Here is a 26,257-nt window from a genome sequence, read left to right on the forward strand (position 1 = left end):
AAAGCTATTTTGTCCAAAAATGTTTACAATAAACTACCTTCTCAAAGCGACTTAGCGTATTATTCGGCTAATATAGTTTTTCCTTCTTTGAGGATGTATGCGTCTAGATATTCACTGTGCTGATCGAATTGGTATTGCTCAAGAAATCCTTAATATATTAGTTAACTACAGCGTTGATTTAAAAGGAATTGAAGTCGATTCCGTTAATTGTCGAATGTACGTTAGTTTTCCCGAAATTGAATTTGAACAATTCCAAAAAATTATGCCATCGATACGTTTAATCGACGGTGTACATGACGTGCGTACTACTGCATTTTTACCCTCTGAGCGTGAACACAACGAATTAAATACTTTACTACGTGCATTGCCTGATGGAGTCATCTCTATTGATGCTAAAGGCTGGGTACGTTTATGTAATGATGCAGCATGTAAAGACTTACAGCTAATTGAAAAAGACGTGATTGGTGCAAATATTAATAACCTGCTTAAAGGCTTTAACTTTACACGCTGGTTAGAGGGTAAAGAAGTGCTTGGGCAAACCACACGCGTTGAAGTAGCGGGTGAGGATTTTATTGCAGACATTTTGCCAATTGCAGTGCCTCAAGGTAGTGAAGGTGATGTGCTTGCGGGTGCGGTTATTAATATTAAATCGCAAAGCCGCTTAGGGCAGCAAGTCAGTGCATTTAGACGTTACGGGCAAGAAAGCTTTGCTACTATTCATAACTTTAGTACGGCAATGCGCCGAGTGGTGCGTGAAGCACGCAAAATGGCGCAGCTAGAAGCCCCTATTTTGATTACCGGTGAAACTGGTACAGGTAAAGAACTACTCGCGCGTGCGTGTCATTACGCATCTAATCGTTCTGTTAAACCTTTTATTGCGCTGTCGTGTGCTTCGCTTCCCGATGATGTTGCTGAATCTGAGTTATTTGGTTATGCCGGATACGAAGAAAATGCAGCACCAAAACGTGGCGTATTAGAGCAAGCCGATGGTGGAACTGTGTTTTTAGATGAAGTTGGCGAAATGTCGACTCAGCTACAAACAAAGTTACTGCGCTTCTTACAAGATGGCACATTTAGAAAAGTAGGCGATGAGAACGAAGTTAAAGTAAATGTACGTATTGTTGCAGCTACTCAAAAAGACTTGCCTGCAATGGTACAAGAAGGGGTTTTTAGAGAAGATTTATATTACCGCATAAACGTACTTACTTTAGAAATAGCCCCACTAAGAGATAGAAAAGCAGATGTAGGGCCGTTGGCTGAGCACTTTATTCAAAAGTACGCGCAACAAAATGGTCATGCAATTCCTGTTTTATCACAAGAGTGTTTAAGCTTTTTACAAGCGTATCCGTGGCCTGGAAATGTTCGTCAGCTTGAAAATGCAATTTACCGTGCAGTGTCCTTATTAGATGACAGTGAACTTCGCGTAGAGCATTTACAGTTACCCACTTTTACCCATGATTTAGGGTATTTAGAGTCTGATTTTGAAGGCTCACTAGATCAAGCTGTTAAACGTTTTGAAGCGACTCTACTTCGTAAACTCTATCCAGCTTATCCAAGCTCACGCCAGTTAGCTAAACGATTAGGCCTAAGCCACACGGCTGTAGCTAACAAGCTACGTGATTACGGTATTAATCGAAAAACAGTAAAAGTGTAATTAACATAAAGCAATTAGAATATGGGGCTAATTTTTAGTGCCCATATTTTTTGTTACCCCATCAATTGCAATCGTCTCGATACCTTCTTCGTTAAAGCTCATTACAATGCTAGCGTTATTACGAGTGAAAAAATAGCTTCGGCCATTAAGCTCAATCACATAATCGCCTTTTACGGGGTCGCTAAATTGCTGCTTTTTTAAAGTGACTTTATGCCCACCAATTTGCCATTCAAACTCTTTAATAAATCCATTGTTAAATTCTTGCACCCATACTTGGTTGTCATCTTTTGAAAGGGTGATAGCGACTGAATATGAGCTAGGAATTTGCTCCATGTTGTAACTCTTAGAGCCAATAGTGAATTTTTCAGCTTTTTGTTGCCATTCAAAACCAAATTTAAACTCTTTTACCACACCTGTAGGGTAGGTAACAGAGCCTTTACCTGGTAGTGAAAAGTCGGCAAACGCACTGTAACTAGGTATTAATAAAACTAACGCAGTGATAATTTTTAGTTTTGATTTCATGAGTTATCTTTTTATTATAATAATGATTTAAGATTAAAGTAGAATATTCGTCTTCGCAAGGGGCTATGCTACACTCGAATAAATTTAACTGGTAAGACCTTTTTTGTGAACTTATATATTCGACTTTTATTACTGTTTTTTAAAATCAAACGAAACACGCAATATCAAAATTTACTTGATACGGTGGACATTGATTACAAAGCTTTACCTACTGATTGCGACATTAATCTACATTTAACTAATTCACGTTATCTCGCGATGATGGATTTATCTCGCACGTGGATGACTGAACGAGTTGGCTTACTAAAGCAAATAATGAAGCGTCGTTGGTTTCCGATTGTTAACGCAACTGCTATTACTTATATCCGCGATATTAAACCTATGCAGCGATATACAATAAGTACTAAGTTAGTTGGCTGGGATCATAAATACTTTTATATAGAGCAAAAGTTTCATTCAGAACGTGGCTTACATGCTATAGCTTATGTACGCGGTGTATTTAAAAGTAAAAAAGGTATTATAAGTATTGAAGAAATGCTTGATGTTGCTGGTTTTGATGGCCAAACACCTATATTGCCAAGTGAAGTTATGCACTGGAAAGAAATGCTAGAGCAGAAAAAGTTGAGTAACTTACCCAAGTAACTTACAGTTTTTACAAATGGAAAAAAAGGCCTTTCGGCCTTTCAACACACATTATAAATTGGTTAACTACGCATGGCTTTGTTACATGCTTTAAAAGCTGTATCTAACACCGAACATAGCAACAACGGGGTCAAGCTCAACAGTTGATGTAAGTGCTTTTGCACCATTAGCATAAACAGTGGCATCGGTATCAATATCCATAATTGATACCATGGCGTGTAGGCCCCAATTTTTATCAATCTTATAGTTAGCACCTACCTGAGCCATAAAGCCAAACGAATCATCTAATTTTACTTCTACATCGTCTGTACCTAGCGTCGCTTTAAGTGCTTGAGAAGGTTGCTCATCAAAAAATGCGGTGTAGTTTATGCCTACGCCTATAAAAGGTCTTAGCGCATAACTTGTATCTAAAAAGTGGTATTGCGCAACTAATGAAGGAGGAAGTTGTTTTATATCAGCAATTTTGTTGCCGGCTAAACCGCCTGTGCCATTCACATCGTGTGAAAACGGTGTTGCTGCTATCAACTCTAGCACCCATTGATCGTTAAATGCATAATCTACGGTGATACCCAGTTGAGTATCAGAATCACCTTTAAGGCCCAGCGTAGGTGCTTCATTAATAGCTGAGCTACTGTTATCAGGGTTTACGTTAATGGCGCCAACATTTACGCTAAAGTTAGCGTGTGCAGCTGGAGAGAGTGCTAATAAAGAGGTTAATAATGCGATGCTAATTTGAGTTTTCATGTTGTTCTCCAAGAACTACTGTTTGATTGGCGCTATTATTACCGAGCAATAAAAATGAAAACCTGTTCTAGATCAAAGTTTCAAAAATGTTTGAACCTTGTGAAGTGTTTTATTGATTTAGATTAATTTTAGTGTCGTTCTGCTTTTGTAAAGATTGACATATTTATTTGATTAACAGTCTCACGAATAAATTAAGGCAGGCATTGCTTAATCATAAACTCGCGTTTTAACAAAGGCTCTTGAATAAACAACAAAGTATTTTTTATCAGAATTTTAAAAGCACTAAAAGTACTAAAAGCGATGGATACTTAAAAAGCTTTAGAAGATTAAAAATGCTATTAAGCAGGTGTTTATACCAATCTGCAATAATATCTAATCAATTTTAGGAATTAAATAGCCCCTAATTTGAACGAATTTTAATCCGCAAATATCAACAGACCCTAAATATAAACCGAGTACTTTATCAGTTATGAAAGTACTCGGTGAATTGGCCATTACTTATTAATAGTTATTCTAAATAACGTTTAGCTTTGTTTTCTTTTATATTTTCAAGATCGACTAATACCAATCCATCAATACAGTTATTAAAATCGGGATCAATACTAAAACTTAAAAATTGCACTCCACCTGGTTTACAAAGTTCAGTGTATTGCTTAAATAAAGTAGGCACTTGAGCACTCATATTCGCTAACACATGTTTTAACTCTACAAAATCCTCTTTAACGTCATCTCCGTTAAAAAGAGTATGGCACTGGGTTAGCTGTTGCTCAGTTAACTTAAACTCATTATTAGGTGTTGCTAATTCAATACCACTTTTATAGTAATGCTGATAGTAATAAACGAGCATGGCTTTTGCTTGCTCGGGCAAAGCATTTGATACACTTACAGCGCCAAACAAGTATCTGTACTGTGGATAGCTTTTTATAAAAGCCCCAATACCATACCATAAATAGTCTAGGCTCTTACGCCCCCAGTATTTAGGCTGTACAAAGCTTCTACCAAGCTCAATTCCTTGTTTTAGATAGGGCGTCATAGCATTGGTGTAAGTAAATAAGCTGTCGGTATATAAGCCTTCGCGGCCATGTTTTTTTATAATGTCTTGTGCACAGGCTAATCGGTAAGCACCAACTAGTTCTAGTTGCATAGGATCCCACAATACAAGATGCTGATAATCCATATCGTACTTATCTATGTCACGGCGTTTACCGCTACCTTCGCCTACCGCTCTAAATGCAATTTCTCTAAGGCGGCCAAGCTCTCTAAAAATAGGGGAGCTTCCTGTATATTGATATAGATGAATATGCATACCGTCTTGCGTTTTACCAAGTAGTTGGCATTGCTCAATTGCTCTTTTTAGCTCTTTTCTGCACTCGGGAACAGCGATAGGTGTTTGTGTTTTTAGCGGCAGTGCTTTTTTTGTTGTAAGCCTATAAAGCTGTTTGCGTATAAGGTTTACAACTTCTTTATCTTTAAGGTTTTCTATTAAGTAAGACTCAGGAGGGATAGAAGCACCAATTTCAAACTCTAAAGATTTTTGGCGCTGCTTAAACATTTCAGCCACTAATAGTAAACTTGCTAGCGGCTTATAAATCATTGATGTGCCATAAAAAAGCGGACTGTTTTTGGCTTTAATATAAATAGGTAAAATAGAGCAATTGGCTTTTTTTGCCATACGTAAAAAGCCACTATTCCATTTGCAGTCTTTAATGCCCATTGGCCCTAATCGTGACACTTCTCCTGCTGGAAATATAAGTAATACCCCATCATTTTTTAAATGGTTTTGTATATTACTAAGCTCTTGTTTTTTACTCATGCCTGATAAGTTATCTACAGGGAGTAAAAGTGAGTGCATTGCGGTAACCGACATTAACATGCGGTTTGCCACTACTTTTAAATCTTGCCTTACCGTTGAAATTACTTTAATGAGTGCTAAAGCATCTAATGATCCAATAGGGTGATTAGCAACGATAACAAGTTTACCTTCGTTAGGAATATGTTCTATTTGTTTAGGTTTATAGCGTGTATCAAAATTGAGTTCATCAAGTACTTGTTCAACAAATTCTAATCCTTGTAGATGGGGGTAGGCATCACCAAAGGCAACAAATTCTCGTTCGTGCAATAAGTAGCCTAGGCCTTTTTTTACTAAACCTTTTACTTTTGGAGAGTTATCTAGTTGTGGTAAGTTTGCAGCAATTACTTTATCAACACTTATCATATTAACCTCATATTCCGTTTGGCCTATTCGCCATACATGTAGATTAAAAAAAGGGTGTGACAGTTACTTTGCAGTAGTGTGACTTTTTAAAGTACTAACTTATAAGCTGTTTATTGCTAGGAGAATTTATGTCGGTATTGGTGGCTATAACGGGGCGTGACAACACAAAACTAATAACGAAGTTACAAGAGCGATTACCAAATACACTGATAGAGCAGTGGCCTGATTGTAAAAACGCAAATAATGTGGATTTTGTACTTGCATGGAAAGCGCCAGAGTCTATGTGGCCGCAGCTACCTACCTTAAAAGCTGTGTCGTCATTTGGTGCTGGTGTAGATAGTATCGATTTAACATTACTCGACGAAAGTGTTGAAGTAGTACGTATTGTTGACGACCAACTAGCTGAAGATATGGCGGAATATGTACTTACACATGTGTTAGCTCAAAAGTTACGTTTAAAAGAGTATTACATTAAACAAACGCAGCAAACATGGAAGCCAAAACGAGCATACAGTAATAAACATGTTGGAATACTTGGGTTTGGAGAACTAGGTAAGGCATGCGCACAAAAGCTTATAAATAATGGCTTTAAGGTAAGTGCCTGGGCGCAAAGTAATAAAAATACCACTAATGTCGATATTTTTTATGGTGATGAAGGACTTAATTGCATGCTTCCTGAGGTTGACTACCTTGTATGTCTATTACCGCTTACAAAAGCGACTATAGGCATTATTAATCATTCAATGCTCGCAAAGTTACCTAAACATGCTGTTGTTATTAATGTGGCACGCGGTGCTCATGTTGTTGAGCAAGATTTACTAAATGCATTAAATAACGAGAGCTTACGCGCTGCAACACTCGATGTATTTGATGAGGAACCATTGCCACAGACCCACTCTTACTGGACGAACCCAAAAATAACGCTTACACCACATTGCGCGGCACTTTCTGATTTAAATAGCGTTATAGATCAAATAGCCGATAATATTGAACGCTTAAATAAGGGCTTAGTACTTAATAATCGAGTAGATAGAACTAAAGGTTATTAGCTGATAGCTAATTGGTTTAAAAAACAGCTTGTTAACATTTGTAATTTTTATTAGTGTGAATGGTATTCTCACTAATAAAAAATATAAAGAGTGTGTTATGAAATCGAGTCAAAGTGGCGCTAAATTAAGTCTAGTTATTATTTCAATTATTGTACTAGGTGTTTCTGCTTGGTTTAATCAGGCTAACGCTGAAGATAGTCCTTCTAAAATACAAACCCAAAGTGAGTTAACAATAACGGATTAACTTCGCTCATTATGTATTTCTCGATGTTTTTGTTTCTTCTTATTATTTTTAACAGTCAATAAATAGCATCAACCCAGCTGTGGTGCTTTAGTGCTATTTTAAATTCTACTTGTTATCTAGCTCAAAGTGCTTTCCAGAATTTTTAAATTATTAACAAAAAAGCCCAGCATTGCTGGGCTATTAAAAATTCTAGGGAAAAGTTGTTAACTTTGGGTTACGTTAAATTGCCCAAATGTATAAACTTTAAACAAGTAAAAAGTATTGATCAATACCAAACTCATATTTGAAATAACACTCGACGACATAAGATCTAAGCTAAATGATAGGAATAGTAAACCACATGCACTAATAGCGGCAACGCGCAGCAGTGTTATCTGGTTAATAAAGAATGCACCTAAACCTAGTGCAAGTAGTATCGTGTTTAAAAGCCAATCTAGCTCGTTTAGCATGGTCGTTTCAATAGTTCAGTTGTTGAAAAAAGGAGCGCCATTATGTTGATCTTTTGCACACCTTTCAACCAAGTAATTTTAAATTTTCAGATTAGTTTTTTTAATGCTAAAAGTAGCTACCTATTGCTGAAAGTAAACCATTATCAGCAATTACTTGATACTTTTGACAGCTCTCTGGTTTTTGTAAATCACTGCATAAATAAAGGGAATTACGGCTAGAGTCATAGGTTGGATGTAAATTTGAATCAATTAAAGTAGCCCCTTTACCAAAGAGTCCAGGCCAGTAAACACTTTCACTTACCATCCCTAATTTTTTATAGGTGAGCAAGGTTGGTTTTGGAAAGGCTAAAATTATTACAGCAACGACAGCGAGTGATATAAATAATCCCTTTTTTGACTTTGATTTTTGGTTTGTATCATTCTTTGTTTTGGTATTTAGCTCTGTAGCTACAGGACGCTGAGTAGGGCGCTGTGGTTTTCTTTTTTGCGCTGTTTTTTTTCTTGCGGGTGTTTTACCTAGCAACGACTGTTTATTTGGTGTTTTAGACATAAAGCAAATCTGGCCTTTTTTCCGTAGGTCTCTATAATTAAATGAGTAAATTTATATACTAAGCTAATTAATATGATAACTTAAAGTTAGCTTACAGCCTACGAGGAATAAAGATGAATACGCAGCTATCAATTTTAATTGTAGATGACGTTAGCACAGTGCGTAGCTTTTTGAGTCAAACGCTCATGCACTTAGGGATAGAGAACGTAAAGGAAGCATCTACTGCCTCGCAATGTATTAGTGAGTGCCAAGCTGCAAATTATAATATTATTTTTTTAGACATTGAATTGCCAGACGGCGATGGTAAAGATTTGATTGCACAAATCAATGAATTAAGTCCAGAAACAAACGTGGTGATGGTATCTGCACACTCAGGTATTGAAAATGTTAAGGATGCAATTGATAAAGGCGCTAAGGGGTTTGTAGTAAAGCCATTTACACCTAAAAAGATAGCGGCAATGCTTAAGAAATTTTATCCAAATCTAGAAAATGTCTAATAGAGTTTAAAATATATAATTAAATTTAGAGTAAAAAAAAACCGGCAAAAGCCGGTTTTTTATATTCTATCAAAAACAAATTATAGAGCTTTAATCTTAGCTGCTATACGGCTCTTATGACGAGCTGCTTTGTTTTTGTGAATTAGACCCTTAGTTGCGTAACGGTCTAGGATAGGTGTAGCAACAGAAAAAGCTTGCTGTGCAGCTTCTTTATCGCCCGCTTCAATAGCAACAATTACTTTTTTGAAGTAAGTGCGCATCATTGAACGACGGCTTGCGTTGTGCTGACGGTTTTTTTCGCTTGTGATAGCGCGTTTTTTTGCAGACTTGATGTTAGCCAAGGTTTGCTCCTAACAATCTTAAAATAAAGCTTAAATTAAAGGCCGTGGAATATGCCTGTTTCTATCATGGATGTCAATTTAAATTTAACAATCCAAGAAAAACTGCACCATATAACGAGCATCAATTTGCCGCTTTAGCAGTTAATACCGACATTGTAACAAAGCACAGACCCTCAGCCTAGTGCTTTAAAGCGATTTATAAAAAAGACTGTGGCATAATCGCTTATCTTGAGGATTTTTGAGTAGGTTTAAGGTGTCAAAAGGTTTATTTCGCTCCGGTATGATTGTTAGTTGTATGACTATGATATCGCGTATTTTAGGGCTCGTTCGAGATGCTGTTGTTGCTAATTTATTAGGTGCAAGTGCTGCGGCTGATGTTTTTTTGTTTGCTAACCGTATTCCTAATTTTTTACGTCGTTTATTTGCAGAAGGTGCCTTCGCGCAAGCATTTGTCCCTGTACTGAGTGAAATTAAAGAGCAGCAAGGTGACGACAAAGTCAGGCTTTTTGTTGCACAGGCTGCGGGTACATTAGGCACTATTTTATTGATAGTCACTATAATAGGTGTTGTTGCTTCCCCCGTTATTGCAGCGTTGTTTGGTACAGGTTGGTTTATAGATTGGTGGCAGGGCGGGCCTAATGCCGAAAAATTTGAATTGGCAAGTTCACTGCTTAAATTTACATTCCCTTATTTGTTTTTCGTAAGCCTAGTGGCACTTAGTGGTGCGGTAATGAACGTGTATAACCGTTTTGCTGTTGCTGCATTTACACCTGTTTTACTCAATGTCTCTATTATTACGTGTGCAATTTTTTTACATGATAAATTTAGTGTTGGGGCTTATTCACTCGCAATTGGCGTATTTATTGGTGGCGTTGTGCAGTTATTGTTTCAACTTCCATTTTTATACCGTGCAAAAATGTTGGCGCGTCCACGCTGGGCATGGCAAGACGAAAACGTAAAAAAAGTACGTAAACTTATGCTTCCTGCTTTGTTTGGCGTATCTATTAGCCAAATTAATTTGTTGCTTGATACCATGATTGCATCATTATTGATGACGGGCTCAATCGCATGGCTTTATTATTCAGACCGTTTAATAGAATTTCCGCTGGGTTTATTTGGTATTGGTATTGCGACAGTTATTTTACCGGCGCTCTCTAGGTTACATAGCAGTAAAAAAAGTAGCGATTTTCAGCATACTCTCGATTGGGGGGTGCGTTTTGTAATATTTTTAGGTCTGCCGGCGATGATTGGTTTAATGATCATCAGTCCGCTTATTATTACCGTGTTGTTTGACCACGGTGCGTTTAAAGAAGACAGTGTTGATCATGTTAAAGCAGTCAGTTTAGGTGTAGTTGCATATTCGGTAGGCCTTGTGAGCTTTATGCTGATTAAAGTACTTGCTCCTGGCTTTTATGCTCGCCAAGATACAAAAACGCCTGTGCGTATTGGTATTATTACCTTAGTGTTAAATATGGTGTTTAACATTATGCTTGCGCCTTTTATAGGTTATTTAGGCTTAGCACTCGCTACTTCACTATCGGCTAGTTGTAATGCGTTTTTATTATACAGGCAGCTTAAAAAAGAAAATGTATACCAGTTTTCATCAATGAGCATGCGCTTTACACTTAAATGTGTTGTTGCAAGTGTTGTGATGGGAGCTGTTACATGGTTTGTGAGTAGTTACTACTATTGGGCTACATGGGCCTTTACACAGCAAGTAATATTACTAATAGCATTAGTCGCTTTGGCAGGTATTAGTTACTTTGCAATGCTATTTTTGATGGGTGTTAGACTAAATACGATAAAAAGTGTAGCAATTACTGAATCAAACTAAAAAAAAGATTATAATCGGCAACTCTGCGGCTTTAATAAAATTTTAGTCGTAATTAATAGCTCGCTAAACAAGGCATTAGGTGGCATGGAGTTAATTAGAGGTATACACAATATTCGCCCACACCATTTTGGTTGTGTGTTAACTATTGGTAATTTTGACGGTGTTCATTTAGGCCACGCAGAAGTATTAAAAGGTTTACTTATTGATGCTAAAGCACATAGTTTGCCTAGCACTGTAATGCTGTTTGAACCCCAGCCACAAGAGTTTTTTGCTAAGGATAATGCCCCTGCACGATTAACGCGCTTACGAGATAAGTTACGTTTATTAAGTGATGTAGGTATTGAGCGAGTTATTTGCATTAGCTTTAATCAGCAATTTGCAAACATGCATGCTGAGCAATTCGTTAATGAGATTTTGATTAAAAAGTTAGGTGTTAAAGCACTCACCGTTGGCGATGATTTTAAGTTTGGAAAGCAGCGCCAAGGTAACTTTGACTTACTTGCTAGCATGGGCAAGCAAGTGGGCATGGACGTAAAAAGCACCGCGAGTTTTCGTCAATTAAATGCTAGAGTAAGCAGCACTTTAATACGAGATGCTTTGGCATCTGGTGACTTAGCAAGTGCTAAAATAATGCTTGGTCACGATTATGCTATTTCTGGGCGTGTTATACATGGCTGGAAAAGAGGGCGTGAACTCGGTTTTAGAACGGCAAATATTGCCCTAAAACGCCAAGTGTGTCCTGTTAACGGAGTGTTTGCAGTGCAAGCAACGATTGCAGGAAAACAGATTTTTGGAGTTGCAAATGTAGGTAATAAGCCGACATTTAATGGAACTCGTGCATTGTTAGAAGTTCATCTTTTTGATTTTGCACAGGATATTTACGGACAATTTATGCATGTGGAGTTAATAAAAAAACTTCGCAATGAGAAAAAATTCGAGACATTAACACAATTAACGGCGCAAATAGCAACCGATGTTGCTGCCGCTAAGCAGTGTTTTGGTTTAAATCAGGTAGCCGATAGAGACGGAATGTAGGATAAATGAGCGACTATAAACATACTTTGAACTTACCGGAAACACCGTTTCCAATGCGTGGCAATTTGGCACAACGTGAACCAAAAATGCTTAAAGCATGGTATGAGGACGACCTGTACGGTCAAATTCGCAGCGCTAAGAAAGGTAAAAAGACCTTTATTTTGCATGACGGCCCTCCGTATGCAAATGGCGATATCCATTTAGGCCACTCAGTTAATAAAATATTAAAAGACATTATTGTTAAGTCTAAAACATTATCTGACTTTGATTCACCATTAGTTCCAGGTTGGGATTGTCATGGTTTACCAATTGAGTTAATGGTTGAAAAGAAAGTAGGCAAGCCGGGTGTAAAAGTAACTGCGAGCGAGTTTCGTGAAAAGTGCCGTGCATACGCTAAAAAACAAGTTGAAGGTCAAAAAGTTGATTTTAAACGTTTAGGTGTATTTGCAGATTGGGATAAGCCTTACTTAACAATGAACTTTGACTTTGAAGCGAATGCAATTCGTGTACTTGGTCGTATTATTGAAAAAGGTCACTTGCATAAAGGCGCTAAGCCTGTGCATTGGTGTACAGATTGTGGCTCTGCACTAGCAGAAGCTGAAGTTGAATACCAAGATAAGCAATCTCCAGCCATTGACGTACGTTTTATTTTTGATGATCAAGATGCTGTTGTGAGTGCATTTGATTTGGCTGATGGCCATAAAGGTAAAGGCAGTGTTGGTACTGTTATTTGGACAACGACACCATGGACGCTTCCAGCAAACCGTGCTGTTGCAGTACACGCTGATTTAGAATATGCACTAGTACAAGTTGAAGATGAAGGCGCAGAGCAACGTTTAATTTTAGGCTCTGAACTTGTTAAAGATGCAATGGACCGTTTTGGCTTTAATCATTTCCATGTATTAGGTTATGTAAAAGGCGCTGCACTTGAAAATTTACAAGTAGCCCATCCTTTTTACGACTTTAGCGTACCTGTCATTGTTGCAGAGCATGTAACAACTGACTCAGGTACCGGTGTTGTACATACAGCGCCAGGGCATGGTCAAGAAGATTTCGTGGCTGGTTTAAACTATAACCTTGAAGTAGCTAACCCTGTTGGCGCTAATGGCGTTTATTTACCAGATACTGAACTTTTTGCAGGTCAGCATGTATTTAAAGCAAATGCGAGCGTAATTGAAGTATTAAAAGAGCACGGTGCATTAATGCATCATCATGCTATAACTCATAGTTACCCACATTGTTGGCGCCATAAGACTCCAATTATTTTCCGTGCTACACCACAATGGTTTGTAAGTATGGATCAGGCTAACTTGCGTCAAGACTCTTTAAAAGAGATTAAAAATACGCAGTGGTTGCCAGAGTGGGGCGAAAGCCGTATTTCTAACATGGTTGAAAGCCGCCCAGATTGGTGTATATCCCGCCAACGTACTTGGGGTGTGCCAATTGCATTGTTTGCAGATAAAGATACCGGTGCACTTCACCCAAATACCCAAGAACTCATCGAGCAAGCTGCACAGCTTGTTGAAAAATCAGGTATTCAGGCATGGTACGATTTAGACCCTGCTACATTACTTGGTGAAGAAGATGCCAAGCAATACATGAAAGTGCAAGATACGCTTGATGTATGGTTTGACTCAGGTGTTTCGCACGCATGTGTTGTAGACGCACGTGAAGACTTAGTAGGTCCAGCTGATTTATACCTTGAAGGTTCTGATCAACACCGTGGTTGGTTTATGTCATCAATGATGACGTCAGTGGCTATTAATGGTCATGCACCATACCGTCAAGTATTGACGCATGGTTTTACTGTTGATGAAAACGGTCGCAAAATGTCTAAGTCGTTAGGCAATGTTATTTCTCCACAAAATGTGATGAATAAACTAGGCGCCGACATTCTTCGTTTATGGGTTGCTTCTACCGATTACACCGCAGAAATGACTGTATCGGATGAAATATTTAAACGCTCTGCTGATCGTTACCGCCGAATTCGTAACACTAGCCGTTACTTACTAGCTAACCTAAATGGTTTTGATCCAAAAACAGATCAAGTTGCTGTTGATGATATGGTTGAGCTTGATAAGTGGATTGTGGGTCGTGCTGCTCAGTTGCAAGACGAGATTTTAGCCGCTTACGATAGCTACCAAATGCTATTAGTAACGCAAAAGCTAATGAACTTCTGTACGGGTGAGCTTGGTTCATTCTACTTAGATGTAATTAAAGATCGTCAGTACACAGCTAAGAGCGACAGTCATGCACGTCGTTCTTGTCAAACAGCGCTTTATCATATTGCTGAAGCAATGACGCGCTGGATGGCTCCAATTATGAGCTTTACCGCACAAGAAATTTGGGAAGCGTTACCGGGCGAGCGTAGTGACTACGTATTTACATCAGTTTGGTACGATGGCTTACAAGCGCCAACTAATAGCCAATTTAGCAACGATGACTGGTTAGAAATTCTAACAGTGCGCGACGAAGTAAACCGTTTATTAGAAGCCGCACGTAAAGAAGAAGTTATTGGTGCAACGCTTCAAGCTACGGTTAATTTATTTACGGGTAAAGAGCTTGCCGCTAAATTAAATGCGCTTGGTGATGAGCTACGTTTTGTATTATTAACATCAGCTGTAAATGTTACTGAAGTTGATAGTCAGCCTGCTGATACACAAGCTACCGAAATTGAAGGTTTGTTCATTAGTGTTGCTGCAACAGATGCTGCTAAATGTGAGCGTTGTTGGCATTACAGTGAAGATGTAGGTGTTAACCCTGCTCATCCTGAAATTTGTGGTCGTTGTGTTAGCAATGTTGACGGCGAAGGCGAAAAGCGTCAATTTGCTTAGGAGTTATTCTTAGTGAGCAAACTAGCCCAAAAAAGTGGTTTAGTGTGGCTTTGGTTGAGTCTATTACTTTTAGTAATAGACTTTGCCAGTAAAACACTTGTTGTAGGGACTATGGCTTATCAAGAGTCGATAAATTTACTCCCTGTTTTTAGTATTACTTATGTGCATAACTATGGCGCCGCTTATAGCTTTTTAAGCGAAGCGGGGGGTTGGCAGCGCTGGTTTTTAAGCTTTATAGCCATTGCTATTAGTGCTTTACTTGTGTGGTGGCTAAAGCGCTTACCTGCAACAAATAAAGTATTGTGCGGTGCTTATGCACTGGTACTTGCAGGCGCTATTGGTAATTTATACGATCGTATTGCGTATGGTTATGTAATCGACTTTATTCACGTATTTTATAAAGACTCACATTTTCCTGTATTCAATATTGCCGATTGCGCTATTTGTATTGGCGCAGCATTATTGTTATTTGACGCCTTTACCGGCGAGAGTCCGAAGGAGCATAAAGCATGAGCCAAGCTGTAATTGGTGAAAACTCGCAAGTTATCTTCCATTTTTCTATTAAATTAGAAGATGGCTCTGCCGCTGATTCTACCAAGGTGCATAATAAGCCTGCTAAATTAACAATGGGCGATGGTAGCTTAACGGCAAACTTCGAAAAGTGTTTATTAGGTTTAACTGCAGGCGAAAGTAAAACGTTTGAATTAGAACCTGAAGATGCGTTTGGTCAGCCAAATCCAGATAATATTTACTACGTTGACCGTAGTAAATTTGGCCCAGAAACACCAGCTAAAGTAGGTGCAATTATTGCGTTTACTCAACCTGACGGCACTGAGCTTCCTGGTTTAGTTCGCGAAGTGCAAGGTGAGTCGGTAACGATTGATTTTAACCATCCTTTATCTGGTCAGCGCCTAACGTTTGAAGTGGATATTATTGAGGTGGAAGGTTAATGGAAATATTACTAGCTAACCCTCGAGGCTTTTGCGCTGGTGTTGACCGTGCTATTAGTATTGTTGAGCGCGCTTTAGATATTTTTGAAAAGCCAATTTATGTTCGCCACGAAGTAGTACATAACCGCTATGTGGTTGATGGATTAAAAAGTCGTGGTGCGGTTTTTGTTGAAGAACTCGATCAAGTACCTGACGACAGCATTGTTATTTTTAGCGCACATGGTGTTTCGCAAGCTGTTCGCAGTGAAGCTAAACGTCGTGATTTAAAAGTATTTGATGCAACGTGCCCGCTTGTAACCAAAGTACATATGGAAGTTACACGTGCGAGTCGTAAAGGTATTGAGTGTATTTTAATTGGTCATCATGGTCACCCTGAAGTAGAGGGAACAATGGGACAATATGATAACTCAGCCGGTGGCATTTACCTTGTTGAAACCGTTGATGATGTTGTTGCGCTTAATGTAAAAAATGCTGAAAATCTTTTTTACTGTAGCCAAACAACACTCTCTGTTGACGACACTGCAGATGTTATAGATGAACTGCGCAACAAGTTTCCATCAATTGACGGACCTCGCAAAGATGATATTTGTTATGCAACGCAAAATCGTCAGGACGCTGTTCGTGACCTAGCTGATAAAGTGGACGTGCTATTAGTTGTAGGCGCTAAAAACAGCTCTAACTCTAATCGCTTACGTGAACTTGCAGATAAAATGGGCACTGTAGCTTATTTAATTGATGACGCAACTGATGTGCAAGAACAGTGGGTTTCAGGCTCTAAATCAGTGGGTGTAACTGCGGGAGCATCTGCGCCAGAAGTACTTGTACAACAAGTAATAGGCCGATTAAAAGAGCTAGGTGGTACACAGGTTGTTGAGAACCCAGGCGAAGCAGAAAATATAGTATTTGCTGTTCCTGTAGAGCTACGTTAATTTAAATATATTAAACATTTAGATTAAAGGAGAGTCGTTATGAGCAAGTCACTTAAAAATGATGGTTTGCTTTTTTCGGCTCTTTTTAATGAACGAGGCGTATTAGCCACGCTTATTGTTTCTCAAGTTATTGCTATTGTTTTAGCTTTTGCACCCAATGTAGAAGGAGATATTTGGCTACGACTTGGGATCATTAGTTTATTTTTACATTTAATTGTTTTAGTCGGCACTTCTTCTTTATATTTTTGTCGTTTTTTTTTACAGAACCGTACTCAAGCTTTTCAGTTAAGTCTATTTTTTGCCTCTTTTTTATTATCTACATGCATTTTTAGTATTCTATTTTCTCATTTTGCCTTTGATATAGACGATACTAATAACCTAATTTATTTTACACTTCGTAATTGTATTATAGTGGCTTTACTGGCAGCTTTATTTGTCCAGTTTTTATTAATTCATTTTGAAAAAGAGCAACAAACTAAGGCACTTTCTCGTGCAGAACTTGATGCCTTACAAGCCAGAATACGCCCTCATTTTTTATATAATAGTTTAAACACTGCTGCAGAGCTTACCCATCATGATGCTGATGCGGCAGAGCAAGCCATTTTAGCATTAGCCGCCTTATCGCAGGCTGCAATGCACTCAGGAAAAAACGTATTACTTGAGGATGAAATAACGCTGAGTAAGCAATATATCGCACTTGAAACGTGGCGTTTTGGTAATCGCTTAAGAGTTGATTGGCAAATCCCCAATGAGCTGCCAGCACTAAGTATTCCTTGCTTAACCCTGCAGCCATTAATTGAAAATGCGGTATGCCATGGCGTTGAAACAAGTGAGCATGGTGCGGAGATAAAAGTAGAGCTACATATCACTACCGGCTATATAACTATGATTGTTTCTAACCCTATAACAATTACTAATACTCAAACTAGGCCTAATAACGGAATGGCGCTTGAAAATATTCGTCAGCGATTAAATATTTACTATAAAAATAAAGCGCAACTAACAATTACTACTAAAAATGATGTGTTTAGAGTCAAGGTTGTTATTCCTAAACTAATTGAGGGCAGTGTATGAATGTGCTCATTGTTGATGATGAATCTCTTGCGAGATCTCGCTTAATCCGTTTGTTAGCACATGATAAAAGTATAGTTGTGCAAGGTGAGGCAAGTAATGGTAATGAAGCCTTAGCACTTGCTAAAAAGCAAACGCCCGATTTGATTTTTTTAGATGTTGATATGCCCGGTATAAATGGTTTACAAGTTGCTAATGAACTCAATAGTTTAACTTTACCGCCTGCAATTGTGTTTATAACAGCGCACCCAGAACATGCCTTCGATGCTTTACAGTTAAGCGCTGCAGGCTATTTAGTTAAACCTATTACAGAGCAATCATTGCAAAAGGTACTTAAGCAAGTCGGACGTTTAAATAAAGTACATATTCAAAAACAACAAAATGTAAAAGTGTCTTATCAATTAGCGGGCACTCTTCGTAGTGTTGATATAAATGATGTTTTGTACTTTAGTGCAGAAGAAAAATACACCAAAATGATATTCTCGGGTGGAGAGGCTTTACTTGAGCAAAGCTTAAAGCAATTAGAACTGCAATATCCCGCATATGTTTTACGAATTCACCGCAATACGTTAGTGAATAAACAAAAAGTAATAGCCTTGCATTCAAAAGGTAATGGGCACCATATTATTGAGCTGCAAGGGTGTAGCGAGTTATTACCTGTGAGTCGCCGCGAGCTTAAATTAGTTAAAAATACGCTTTAGGCGCTTACACTGTGATTAAGTTGACTCTGACTTAAGTATATTTAAGGCTTAATTATCAACAGCTTTATTGAATGAACAAATTTAATTAACCGTTTATCAACAAATATAACCGCTTATCTTAGTCCTCATTGATTCCTCAAATAAATAGCATAAACTTATAATCAGATAATTTTTATTTGGTTTTACTATGCAATCATCTCAAACAAAAATGCAAAGAGGCTTCACTCTGATTGAAGTGTTAATTGCATTTATTATTCTTAGTTTTGGCTTGTTAGGTGCAGTTGCCTTGCAAGCAAAAGCAAAGCAGGCGAGCTTTGACTCTATGCAGCGTGCAGCAGCCGTTGCGCTTGGTAATGATATTTTGCAGCGCATTCGCGCTAACGATACCATTGATATAATAAAAGATTACAAAGGCGTTATAAAAAGCTCAGCGAATAGTAATACTTACTCAAGTTGCTTTGGTGCAATATGTAGCCCTTCTGATATAGCAAAATTAGATATAACACAATGGAAACGTGCCATTCGAGCTAGTGAAAATACGGGGGCTTTAGATGATGCGACAATATGTATAAATCCAACCTCAGTGGCTGACACTGGAGGGAAAGGATTCAACATTGAAGTAATTATATCATGGCAAGGGCGACAAGAATTTAAAGCAAATACAGATACAGGAAAAGTTACCTGTGGTGATGAACCTAACAATAAACGCCGTTTAGTGGTTTTAACCAGTTATATATATGTGAGGAGCTAACATGAAGCAAAAAGGGTTTACTCTTGTAGAAGTTATGATTTCATTATTTATTGGTGGTTTAATTCTTGGCGGCGTTATGTTTACTTTTATTAGTATGAAAGTAACCACAAAAGACACGATGACTATCGGTGAACTCCAAGAGTCAGGACGTTTAGCTATAAATATTATGCAACGCGATATAGAGCAAGTTGGCTTTTGGGGAACTTATTACGATGACTCGTTCACTGCAGTAAATACAACCGTTTCTGCAACGACGATTACAGGAGATTGCTCAGAGGGGACTAATAACGGCAGCTTTCCAGATTTAACCAGTAGCAGTAATTTTCGTACTATTTATGCAAAAACGACTACCAGTAAAGACAACCTAAATTGCATAAACGATGGCATTATTCCTGCGAATAATAAAGAGACTGATATTCTTCAGCTGAAGTTTTTACAAGGTGATCCTCAATATGATGCTGTTGCAGGTACCAATACTACTAGCGATAAAATAAATTATTTTATCGCAGAACAAGAACAAGCTAGTTTTGTAACCGGTAAACATACCCCAACAAATATCAATGCAACTATTTGGCCATATAGTCATCATGTTTACTATATTAAAGAAGAAAAATATTTAGTAAATAATAAAGATATAAAAGTCCCCGCATTAAGACGAAAACGATTAGTAAATGGAAAAATGACCTCTGAAACGATAATGGAAGGTGTCGAAAATATGCGTTTTTTGTTTGGATTAGACACGAATAGCGACAGTCGAGTTGATACTTATAAAAGCGCCAGCACAATCACTGCTGCTGAATGGGAAAATCGCAAAGGTATGTTAACGGTGCAAGTTTTTCTATTAATCCGTGCACTTCAACCAGATCCAGGGATTAAACTTAAAAACCAAAAATATATTTTAGGTGAGGGAGCTGAAAAGCGAGAGTTAAATTTTAATGATAATTATAGAAGAACTGTTTTTACAACAACTATTCGTTTAAGTAATGTTGGAGGTAATCTATGGAAAATTTAAAGTTGTTACCAAGTAAGCAACAAGGTGTGGTGCTTTTAACCGCATTAATTATGGTGATAGCTGTTACCGGCATTGCAGTTACTCTTATGAGTAGTAGTACAATTGATATTAAAATTACTAATGCAGCACAAGAGCGAGAAGTTGCAGAAAATCAATTGATTGGCGAAGTGCAAAGAGTGATTGCGTCAGAAGCTAAAGAAGGTGCTGATAGTGACTTTTTTCTTACTCCAGATGAGATCGCTACAGATTCGGGTAAGCTTGATAGTGATGGTAATAAAATAATGATACCAGAGAAAGACATTACAGAGCCTGGACACGAAATGAAAAGCATAATGACGAATTTAAACCGCGGTTCGCTAGAGCTTAATTGCCCTCGTAGTTATAGTTTTACAGCGGGTGTTTCATGCAACATGGTTCAAGTATCTACTACGATAGAATATGGCTCTAAAAGCAAGCACCAGTTAACTATTGTGACAGGTATAGCTCAAGAGATGGCCAGTACGGGTAAGGGGATTTAAGATGAAATTTAAGCTTTATATAGCACTCGTTTTATTATTTACATCAGCAATTACTATGCATGCATACGCTGAGGATATTGAGCTTTACGTAAATAAAGATGCTAATTCAGATGAAAAACCGCGAGTACTATTAATTTTTGATACCTCAGGGAGTATGGCTTACTCTTCAAGTACAGGAAAGAGCAGCTGTTCCGGATCATGTGTTAGTCGGCTTGAAGCTGCTCAAGAGGCTATGGGTAAAGTAGTCGATGATAATAAGGATTCAATTGATTTCGGATTAATGCGCTTTAATGGGACCGATGGTGGTTATGTTTTAAATGGGATTGGTAGTTCGCCCGATTCCATAAAAGCATCTATTAATAATCTGCCTGCAAGTGGGGGGACTCCATTAGCTGAAACACTGTGGGAGGCTTATTTATATATTACAGGAAAAGATTTGGATTATGCCTTTGATGTGAGCAGAAACAAAAGAGATATAACGATAGAAACTCCAATAGTTACGCAAGAAATTGTTAGAAAATGCAAAGATGTTCCTTATGAATATTGGAGTCGATGGTACAGAAAATGGGTTTGGGGGACTAAAGAGGAATGCACATCTGTTTTAGAAGATGTTGTTTCTAGCTATTCTTATATATCACCTTTTGCTGATAGTGTGGCTGAAGCAAAGCGGTGTGATAATTCAGTAAATATTATCTATATGACAGATGGAGACCCATCTTCGGGAAGTGATAATGGGAGAGATTATGACATTAGCGTTGAGCATAATAAGTATTTTGGTCGTTATTTAACTACCGATGATTATGTATATAGCAACCGTTTGCATCTATTAGCTAAAATTATTCATGGAACAGACGACACTGTTGTCGATTTGTACCCATCTACTCCTGATATAAATGAAACAGGGCGTCTATATACTATTGGCTTTGGTTCTGGCATGACTGCAGATGGTCAAAACTTATTAAAACAAGCCTCAACATTAGGTGGCGGTAAAAATTTACCTGCAACTACACCAGAAAAGCTTTCTGAAGCTTTAAATAATGCCGTAGCGGAGATTAGGCAGGAGAATAGTACTTTTACAGCCCCTTCTGTTGCAAGTAATAATGTAGATCAAACGCGTAGTCGAGATGCCATATACTTAGGTATGTTTTACCCTGAAAAGCATACTAGATGGCGTGGTAATCTAAAAAAACTGAAATTATCAGGTAACAAAGTTATTGATTCTAATGATATTGAAGCGTTTGATAGTGATGGCCTTATAAAAACGAGTGCGCATACATTTTGGAGTCCTGATGGAACTTCCGATGGTAGTTCTGTAAAAGAGGGTGGAGTCAATGCTGCATTAATAAGCAGTGACAAAACTCGTAATATACTTACAAATGCAAATACTAATGCATTAATAGATTTTAATCTTGATAAGATTAAAAATGCCTATGACACTAATAAAAAAGCTGCTGTTGTTTTTGATGTAAATGAATCTGACTTAAAAAATACTATAGATTGGGCGCGTGGAGTTGATGTTGATAATGAATTTTCATCTTCAGCAGTGCGCGGTGATATATTTGGTGATCCACTGCACTCAAAGCCAGTTGCAATAGATTATGGTAACGGTGACATTCGTATTCTAATTGGTACTAATGCTGGTTTTTTGCATATGTTTAAAGATGATGATACGAACAATAAAGTTAGTGAAAGTTGGGCATTTATCCCATCGGAACTATACAAAATTATTAAGCCGCTTCGAGAAAAAGAGAGTAGTAAAAAATACGGTATAGATGGGCCTATTAGCGTTTATTTCAACAATAAGAGCCTAAATGATAAAGGTTTAAATGATGGAACTATTAACGCAAATAAAGGCGACCAAGTCTGGGCTGCTGTAGGTATGCGCAGAGGCGGTCGTAATTATTATGGTTTAGATATTACAAAGCCAGACTCTCCAAGTTTAATGTGGACTATTAAAGGCGGTGAAGGGGAATTTAAAAACCTTGGCCAAACGTGGTCTAAACCTCAAGTTGCTTATATAAAATCAAAAGGAAATACTCCCCTTTTAATATTTGGGGCTGGCTATGATGACAATAAAGATTCGAATGATGCCGATAAAGCTAATATAAAAACTAAAGACAAAGTTGGCCGCGGTATTTATATCGTTGATGCAAAAACAGGTAAAAAAGTTTGGATTTTAGCACCTAAGGAAGATGCATCTAAGGATACCGAATTTAAAGGGAAATATAGTATTGCTGCTGATGTAACGTTATTGGATTCTAATTATGATGGCTATACAGACCGGATATATGCAGCAGATACTGGTGGAGGTATTTGGCGTATAGATATATCTGATGAAGGTGAATTTAGTCATTTTCAGTTAGCAGATCTTGGTAGTGATGCAGATAGACGCTTTTTTTATAAGCCTGTAGTGGCGAGAACTATGTTTAGTAAAGTAACCATTAAAGATGGTGTAGTCACTCGATTAGATACACCTTATGATGCTATTGTGATTGGTAGTGGAAATCGTTCAAATCCAAATGGAGGAGGCACAGCTGACGAATTATTTATGATTAGAGATGAAAATACGGTTACTAAATTATTCGAATCTGCGCCTCAAGCTATAACGCCCAGTATGTTAATGGGGATGAATGATGATAAATTTGGTAGTGCATTAGATAGTGTAACTGAGTTTGTAAAATTAGAAGATGAACTTGCTAATAAGTTTGTTGGGTGGCGTTATAAACTCGCTACTGGCGAAAAGTCGTTAGCTGCAGCAACCGTTGTTGGTGGGGTTGCTTACTATACATCTTTTACTCCTACATTGGATTCATCAATTAAAAATCAATGTTCATTAAGTGGAGGAGGAGGCTCTCTTTACGCATTTCACTTGCACTACGGTACTAAAGTTTATGACGATCTGAAATTTGCTACAAGTACAGAGGTACCAGATACGCCTCAACTTTATTTTGGTTCTTCATGTGCAGATAGCGACGATAACGGGAAGTGCGATGATGATCCTGATGAGGAAGTAAAAAGTCAGTTTTATTTAATTGGCCCAGGCATTAAAGGTGAAAATGCTGAAAACCCGCTGCAACCACTTGAAATTACAGGCCCAGGATTAAAAGTTGTAGATGATAAGATACAACTTGTTAATGACAAAGCATTAGGGTTTGGTTTTAAAACTCAGCAAACTTATATATATAAGCGTGAAGAAAATGATGAAAACATACAGAATGAAGACGATTAAGGAGGTTTGAATGATAAAAAAACAACGTGGGTTTACCTTAATTGAGCTGATGATAGCTGTTGCTATCGTCGGCATACTTGCAGCAATTGCGCTGCCTAATTATACAGAATATGTAAAGCGTGCCTCACGTGCAGAGGCAGTTGCAGCATTATTAGATGCAGCAAACAAGGAAGAGCAGTATTTTGTTGATAATAGGGAATATACAGAGAAATTTACTGATTTAGGTCTACAAAGTAAAACCGAGAATAAACATTTTGAATTAACGATTAAAGTGACGAATAAGAATGCTTTTACAATCACTGCAAAACCCGTGGCAGGACCGGTAAAAGGAGATGGTGATTGCACTGCATTATCTATAACTGATATAGGTACTAAAGGCGCGCTAGGGGCAAAAACAAACAAGGGAGCAGATATTGATTACTGCTGGGGAAGATAATTTAAATTACTTTTTTTGGCATTTATCAGTTGATTTAATACGAATTCTACCCGTTTGACTTATAGATAAAGCCAATCCTTCGAGATTGGCTTTATCACTATTGGGGCAATATATAAAAGTCCCATTTTGAAAGCCATTTAAAGACCCATCCGGGCGAAAAGTAATAGCGTTACGAGGGTATTCTAAAGTATCGGCATCATGAACATTCTCGAAAGTACTTAAGAGTAACTCGTCATCATCTAGAGTCGTTGATTTATCTTTGTCGATAAACAGTGACATTTGGCCATCCCACTCATTCTTTGTACATTGACTGTTTTTTAGTGCACAAAGCGTGACGTAAGTGCCATTTTCAATGGCGTAAAGTCGGCCGTAATTTATATTTCGGTGTAGGAGGTTTACGTGGTTATCTAAGCGGTTTTTAGCTAAAAAATCTGGATAAAACCACATTGAAAGTTGACTGATAATACTGATAACGGCCATCGATACCATTAATTCGAGAAGTGTTACCCCCTTAGATTTTAATATTGATAATCTCATCCCTGAAGACCTGAGTTAATAAATGATTAACTCAGTCTAGTAAATGATACAAATATGACAAGATTGATTTGTGTGTTTTTTAACCGCAAGTTTGATCTGTATCACCAGCATAAAAAGACGTACCAGATTGAGATACTGTTAACGCTTTATTATTTTCACTGCCGTTATTAGGACAAAACACAAAATCACCAGGGTTTGTTGTTATTCTACCACTGGTGTCAAACCGTAGTATTTTTTCATCGCCAGTATACTTAACTTTATCTGTTAAGCTTATTTTTTCCATAACACGAAGTAAGGAATCTTCTGAAGACTTATATGTTGCATTTTTATTTTTTATATTTTTCTTTGTTGTTAATTTGTCTATAAATACAATAATTATTTTATTCTTATCCCATACTTTTTTGCATTGCAGTGCTTTATTATTATTATTAAAATCATTAAATTGAACAGGGCATAGAATGACAACCTCATCTGTACTCGCTGCTTGAGCACGGGCGTAGCTAATGTTTCTTTTTAATTCCAACAAAAAGTTCTCAGCTCTATTTTCTTCTAACATGTTACTGCTATTCCAAAGTGCAATTGAGGCGATAATGCCAACAATAGCCACGGTTACCATGAGTTCTAAAAGAGTGAATCCGTTTTGTTTGTTTTTCATATTAATCTCATTTACTGCTAGTCATTTAAGTATAGCTATTTTTATATAATAAATTATACCATGATCGGTTGTTTTATCACCGTAATTCAATCGCTTTGTTTGCTATGAACATCATGATTGTCTAAAATCGAGGCAACTGGAGCTTTCAAAAGTAATCAATATGAAAAAAATAGAAGCAATTATCAAACCTTTTAAGTTAGACGATGTGCGTGAAGCGTTGTCGGATGTGGGTATTACTGGTATGACGGTAAGCGAAGTTAAAGGCTTCGGACGCCAAAAAGGTCATACAGAGCTTTACCGTGGTGCAGAATACATGGTTGATTTTTTACCGAAGGTTAAGCTTGATATTGTGCTAGGCGATGAAGATGTTGATCGCGCGATTGAAGTTATCGTAAAAACTGCGCAAACAGGAAAAATCGGTGATGGTAAAATATTTGTCACTGATGTTGAGCGCGTTATACGTATTCGTACTGCTGAAGAAGATGAAGAAGCTATTTAATGTAACTTCTTAACATGCAGTAAAAAGGCGCTTACTAAGCTGTCTCTTGATCACAAGTCTGGCTCAAGAGATTTTGCTAAATCGTAGCCTTCCAGGATGGCTTGTAACTTAAGCCATCCTTGCCATAACACTTTCACAGATGCACGCCCTGTGCGCTTGGTATCTTTCCAGCCTCCTAACTTTGCCAGTTCCTGATACGCCCATGACATATTTGGAGCAGTTTCAGGCAATGGTGTTTTTATTCTCTTTAACCACAATAACTTCCATGCTTTGGGAGATAACCGGTGTTTGTCAAACTAGTTGTCGCGATCACTACGTTATGCACTCTCCGCTTTGACGATTTCTTGTTCAGGGTTTAA

Annotated in this window: 27 protein-coding genes and 1 pseudogene; 19 read left to right on the top strand and 9 right to left on the bottom strand. The window is 37.8% G+C overall.

Annotated features, from left to right (window positions below; genetic code table 11):
- Positions 1–97 precede the first annotated feature (97 nt).
- On the top strand, positions 98–1,654 hold the full coding sequence (tyrR, locus tag I6F53_RS06160) for a transcriptional regulator TyrR (protein ID WP_197238906.1): 1,557 nt from the start codon (positions 98–100) through the stop codon (positions 1,652–1,654).
- Between the two features lie 27 nt (positions 1,655–1,681).
- On the opposite strand, the gene I6F53_RS06165 is transcribed toward tyrR, so the two are convergent.
- Positions 1,682–2,176, bottom strand: a complete 495-nt coding sequence (locus I6F53_RS06165; RefSeq protein WP_197238907.1) for a hypothetical protein — start codon at positions 2,174–2,176, stop codon at positions 1,682–1,684.
- A gap of 105 nt (positions 2,177–2,281) precedes the next feature.
- Between I6F53_RS06165 and I6F53_RS06170 the strand changes: the two genes are divergently transcribed.
- Positions 2,282–2,818 carry a thioesterase family protein gene (locus tag I6F53_RS06170; protein WP_165739465.1) on the top strand — a complete coding sequence of 179 codons (537 nt, stop codon included), beginning with the start codon at positions 2,282–2,284 and terminating at the stop codon, positions 2,816–2,818.
- A 90-nt stretch (positions 2,819–2,908) separates the two neighbouring features.
- Here I6F53_RS06170 and I6F53_RS06175 read toward each other — a convergent pair whose 3' ends face one another.
- Complete coding sequence (locus I6F53_RS06175) at positions 2,909–3,562, bottom strand: OmpW/AlkL family protein (RefSeq protein WP_166419990.1); 654 nt, start codon at positions 3,560–3,562, stop codon at positions 2,909–2,911.
- Positions 3,563–4,070: 508 nt separating this feature from the next.
- Positions 4,071–5,777, bottom strand: a complete 1,707-nt coding sequence (locus I6F53_RS06180) for a lysophospholipid acyltransferase family protein (protein ID WP_197238908.1) — start codon at positions 5,775–5,777, stop codon at positions 4,071–4,073.
- Positions 5,778–5,905: 128 nt separating this feature from the next.
- On the opposite strand from I6F53_RS06180, the gene I6F53_RS06185 reads away from it, so the two are divergent.
- Together I6F53_RS06185 and I6F53_RS06190 are read left to right on the top strand one after the other, a co-directional pair.
- Positions 5,906–6,826: a 2-hydroxyacid dehydrogenase gene (locus I6F53_RS06185; protein WP_197238909.1), complete on the top strand. Its 921-nt coding sequence runs from the start codon at positions 5,906–5,908 to the stop codon at positions 6,824–6,826.
- Between the two features lie 97 nt (positions 6,827–6,923).
- The gene (locus I6F53_RS06190; RefSeq protein WP_166419993.1) at positions 6,924–7,070 is read left to right on the top strand and encodes a hypothetical protein; all 147 of its coding nucleotides are present in this window, start codon (positions 6,924–6,926) and stop codon (positions 7,068–7,070) included.
- A 203-nt stretch (positions 7,071–7,273) separates the two neighbouring features.
- Here I6F53_RS06190 and I6F53_RS06195 read toward each other — a convergent pair whose 3' ends face one another.
- Both I6F53_RS06195 and I6F53_RS06200 read right to left on the bottom strand, forming a co-directional pair.
- Positions 7,274–7,519 carry a hypothetical protein gene (locus I6F53_RS06195; protein WP_007376914.1) on the bottom strand — a complete coding sequence of 82 codons (246 nt, stop codon included), beginning with the start codon at positions 7,517–7,519 and terminating at the stop codon, positions 7,274–7,276.
- A gap of 106 nt (positions 7,520–7,625) precedes the next feature.
- Entirely contained in the window at positions 7,626–8,069 is a 444-nt protein-coding gene (locus I6F53_RS06200) for a hypothetical protein (protein ID WP_197238910.1), read from the bottom strand.
- Between the two features lie 113 nt (positions 8,070–8,182).
- On the opposite strand from I6F53_RS06200, the gene I6F53_RS06205 reads away from it, so the two are divergent.
- Entirely contained in the window at positions 8,183–8,566 is a 384-nt protein-coding gene (locus I6F53_RS06205) for a response regulator (RefSeq protein ID WP_166419995.1), read from the top strand.
- An 80-nt stretch (positions 8,567–8,646) separates the two neighbouring features.
- Here the strand turns inward: I6F53_RS06205 and rpsT are convergent, their stop codons facing one another.
- Positions 8,647–8,907 (bottom strand): 30S ribosomal protein S20, encoded by a 261-nt coding sequence (gene rpsT / locus I6F53_RS06210; protein ID WP_002958225.1) that lies wholly within the window; start codon positions 8,905–8,907, stop codon positions 8,647–8,649.
- A gap of 295 nt (positions 8,908–9,202) precedes the next feature.
- Between rpsT and murJ the strand changes: the two genes are divergently transcribed.
- The 13 genes from murJ to I6F53_RS06275 all read left to right on the top strand — a co-directional run bounded on the left by murJ (position 9,203) and on the right by I6F53_RS06275 (position 24,207).
- Positions 9,203–10,741, top strand: coding sequence for a murein biosynthesis integral membrane protein MurJ (gene murJ / locus I6F53_RS06215; protein ID WP_442960582.1), 1,539 nt, complete (start codon positions 9,203–9,205; stop codon positions 10,739–10,741).
- An 84-nt stretch (positions 10,742–10,825) separates the two neighbouring features.
- Complete coding sequence (ribF, locus tag I6F53_RS06220; RefSeq protein WP_197238911.1) at positions 10,826–11,776, top strand: bifunctional riboflavin kinase/FAD synthetase; 951 nt, start codon at positions 10,826–10,828, stop codon at positions 11,774–11,776.
- A 5-nt stretch (positions 11,777–11,781) separates the two neighbouring features.
- Positions 11,782–14,610 carry an isoleucine--tRNA ligase gene (ileS, locus tag I6F53_RS06225; RefSeq protein WP_197238912.1) on the top strand — a complete coding sequence of 943 codons (2,829 nt, stop codon included), beginning with the start codon at positions 11,782–11,784 and terminating at the stop codon, positions 14,608–14,610.
- Positions 14,611–14,622: 12 nt separating this feature from the next.
- A complete protein-coding gene (gene lspA / locus I6F53_RS06230) occupies positions 14,623–15,123 on the top strand; it encodes a signal peptidase II (RefSeq protein WP_149594270.1) in 501 nt (166 codons plus the stop codon).
- The gene (gene fkpB / locus I6F53_RS06235; RefSeq protein ID WP_002958231.1) at positions 15,120–15,560 is read left to right on the top strand and encodes an FKBP-type peptidyl-prolyl cis-trans isomerase; all 441 of its coding nucleotides are present in this window, start codon (positions 15,120–15,122) and stop codon (positions 15,558–15,560) included. Before lspA ends, fkpB begins: the two co-directional genes overlap by 4 nt.
- Positions 15,560–16,489, top strand: a complete 930-nt coding sequence (gene ispH, locus I6F53_RS06240; protein WP_197238914.1) for a 4-hydroxy-3-methylbut-2-enyl diphosphate reductase — start codon at positions 15,560–15,562, stop codon at positions 16,487–16,489. The genes fkpB and ispH overlap by 1 nt, the downstream gene beginning before the upstream one ends.
- Before the next feature lie 39 nt (positions 16,490–16,528).
- Entirely contained in the window at positions 16,529–17,563 is a 1,035-nt protein-coding gene (locus tag I6F53_RS06245) for a sensor histidine kinase (RefSeq protein WP_197238915.1), read from the top strand.
- Positions 17,560–18,261, top strand: coding sequence for a LytR/AlgR family response regulator transcription factor (locus I6F53_RS06250; protein ID WP_197238916.1), 702 nt, complete (start codon positions 17,560–17,562; stop codon positions 18,259–18,261). Before I6F53_RS06245 ends, I6F53_RS06250 begins: the two co-directional genes overlap by 4 nt.
- Positions 18,262–18,448: 187 nt before the next feature.
- Positions 18,449–19,012 (top strand): type IV pilus modification protein PilV, encoded by a 564-nt coding sequence (gene pilV / locus I6F53_RS06255; RefSeq protein WP_197238917.1) that lies wholly within the window; start codon positions 18,449–18,451, stop codon positions 19,010–19,012.
- Between the two features lies 1 nt (position 19,013).
- Complete coding sequence (locus I6F53_RS06260; protein WP_166420003.1) at positions 19,014–20,024, top strand: PilW family protein; 1,011 nt, start codon at positions 19,014–19,016, stop codon at positions 20,022–20,024.
- On the top strand, positions 20,012–20,542 hold the full coding sequence (locus I6F53_RS06265; RefSeq protein ID WP_039487071.1) for a pilus assembly PilX family protein: 531 nt from the start codon (positions 20,012–20,014) through the stop codon (positions 20,540–20,542). Before I6F53_RS06260 ends, I6F53_RS06265 begins: the two co-directional genes overlap by 13 nt.
- A gap of 1 nt (position 20,543) precedes the next feature.
- The gene (locus I6F53_RS06270) at positions 20,544–23,771 is read left to right on the top strand and encodes a PilC/PilY family type IV pilus protein (RefSeq protein ID WP_197238918.1); all 3,228 of its coding nucleotides are present in this window, start codon (positions 20,544–20,546) and stop codon (positions 23,769–23,771) included.
- A gap of 10 nt (positions 23,772–23,781) precedes the next feature.
- The gene (locus I6F53_RS06275; RefSeq protein ID WP_231616554.1) at positions 23,782–24,207 is read left to right on the top strand and encodes a type IV pilin protein; all 426 of its coding nucleotides are present in this window, start codon (positions 23,782–23,784) and stop codon (positions 24,205–24,207) included.
- A gap of 6 nt (positions 24,208–24,213) precedes the next feature.
- Here the strand turns inward: I6F53_RS06275 and I6F53_RS06280 are convergent, their stop codons facing one another.
- A complete protein-coding gene (locus I6F53_RS06280) occupies positions 24,214–24,744 on the bottom strand; it encodes a GspH/FimT family pseudopilin (protein ID WP_197238919.1) in 531 nt (176 codons plus the stop codon).
- A gap of 79 nt (positions 24,745–24,823) precedes the next feature.
- On the bottom strand, positions 24,824–25,399 hold the full coding sequence (locus I6F53_RS06285) for a GspH/FimT family pseudopilin (protein ID WP_197238921.1): 576 nt from the start codon (positions 25,397–25,399) through the stop codon (positions 24,824–24,826).
- 160 nt (positions 25,400–25,559) lie between these two features.
- Between I6F53_RS06285 and glnB the strand changes: the two genes are divergently transcribed.
- The gene (gene glnB, locus I6F53_RS06290; protein WP_197160066.1) at positions 25,560–25,898 is read left to right on the top strand and encodes a nitrogen regulatory protein P-II; all 339 of its coding nucleotides are present in this window, start codon (positions 25,560–25,562) and stop codon (positions 25,896–25,898) included.
- Between the two features lie 50 nt (positions 25,899–25,948).
- On the opposite strand, the pseudogene I6F53_RS06295 reads toward glnB, so the two are convergent.
- Positions 25,949–26,179, bottom strand: a pseudogene (locus I6F53_RS06295) (IS4 family transposase); the annotation flags it as partial.
- Positions 26,180–26,257: the final 78 nt, after the last annotated feature.

Source organism: Pseudoalteromonas sp. SWN29 (assembly GCF_015864465.1).
In the GTDB taxonomy this organism is placed as follows: Bacteria; Pseudomonadota; Gammaproteobacteria; order Enterobacterales; family Alteromonadaceae; genus Pseudoalteromonas.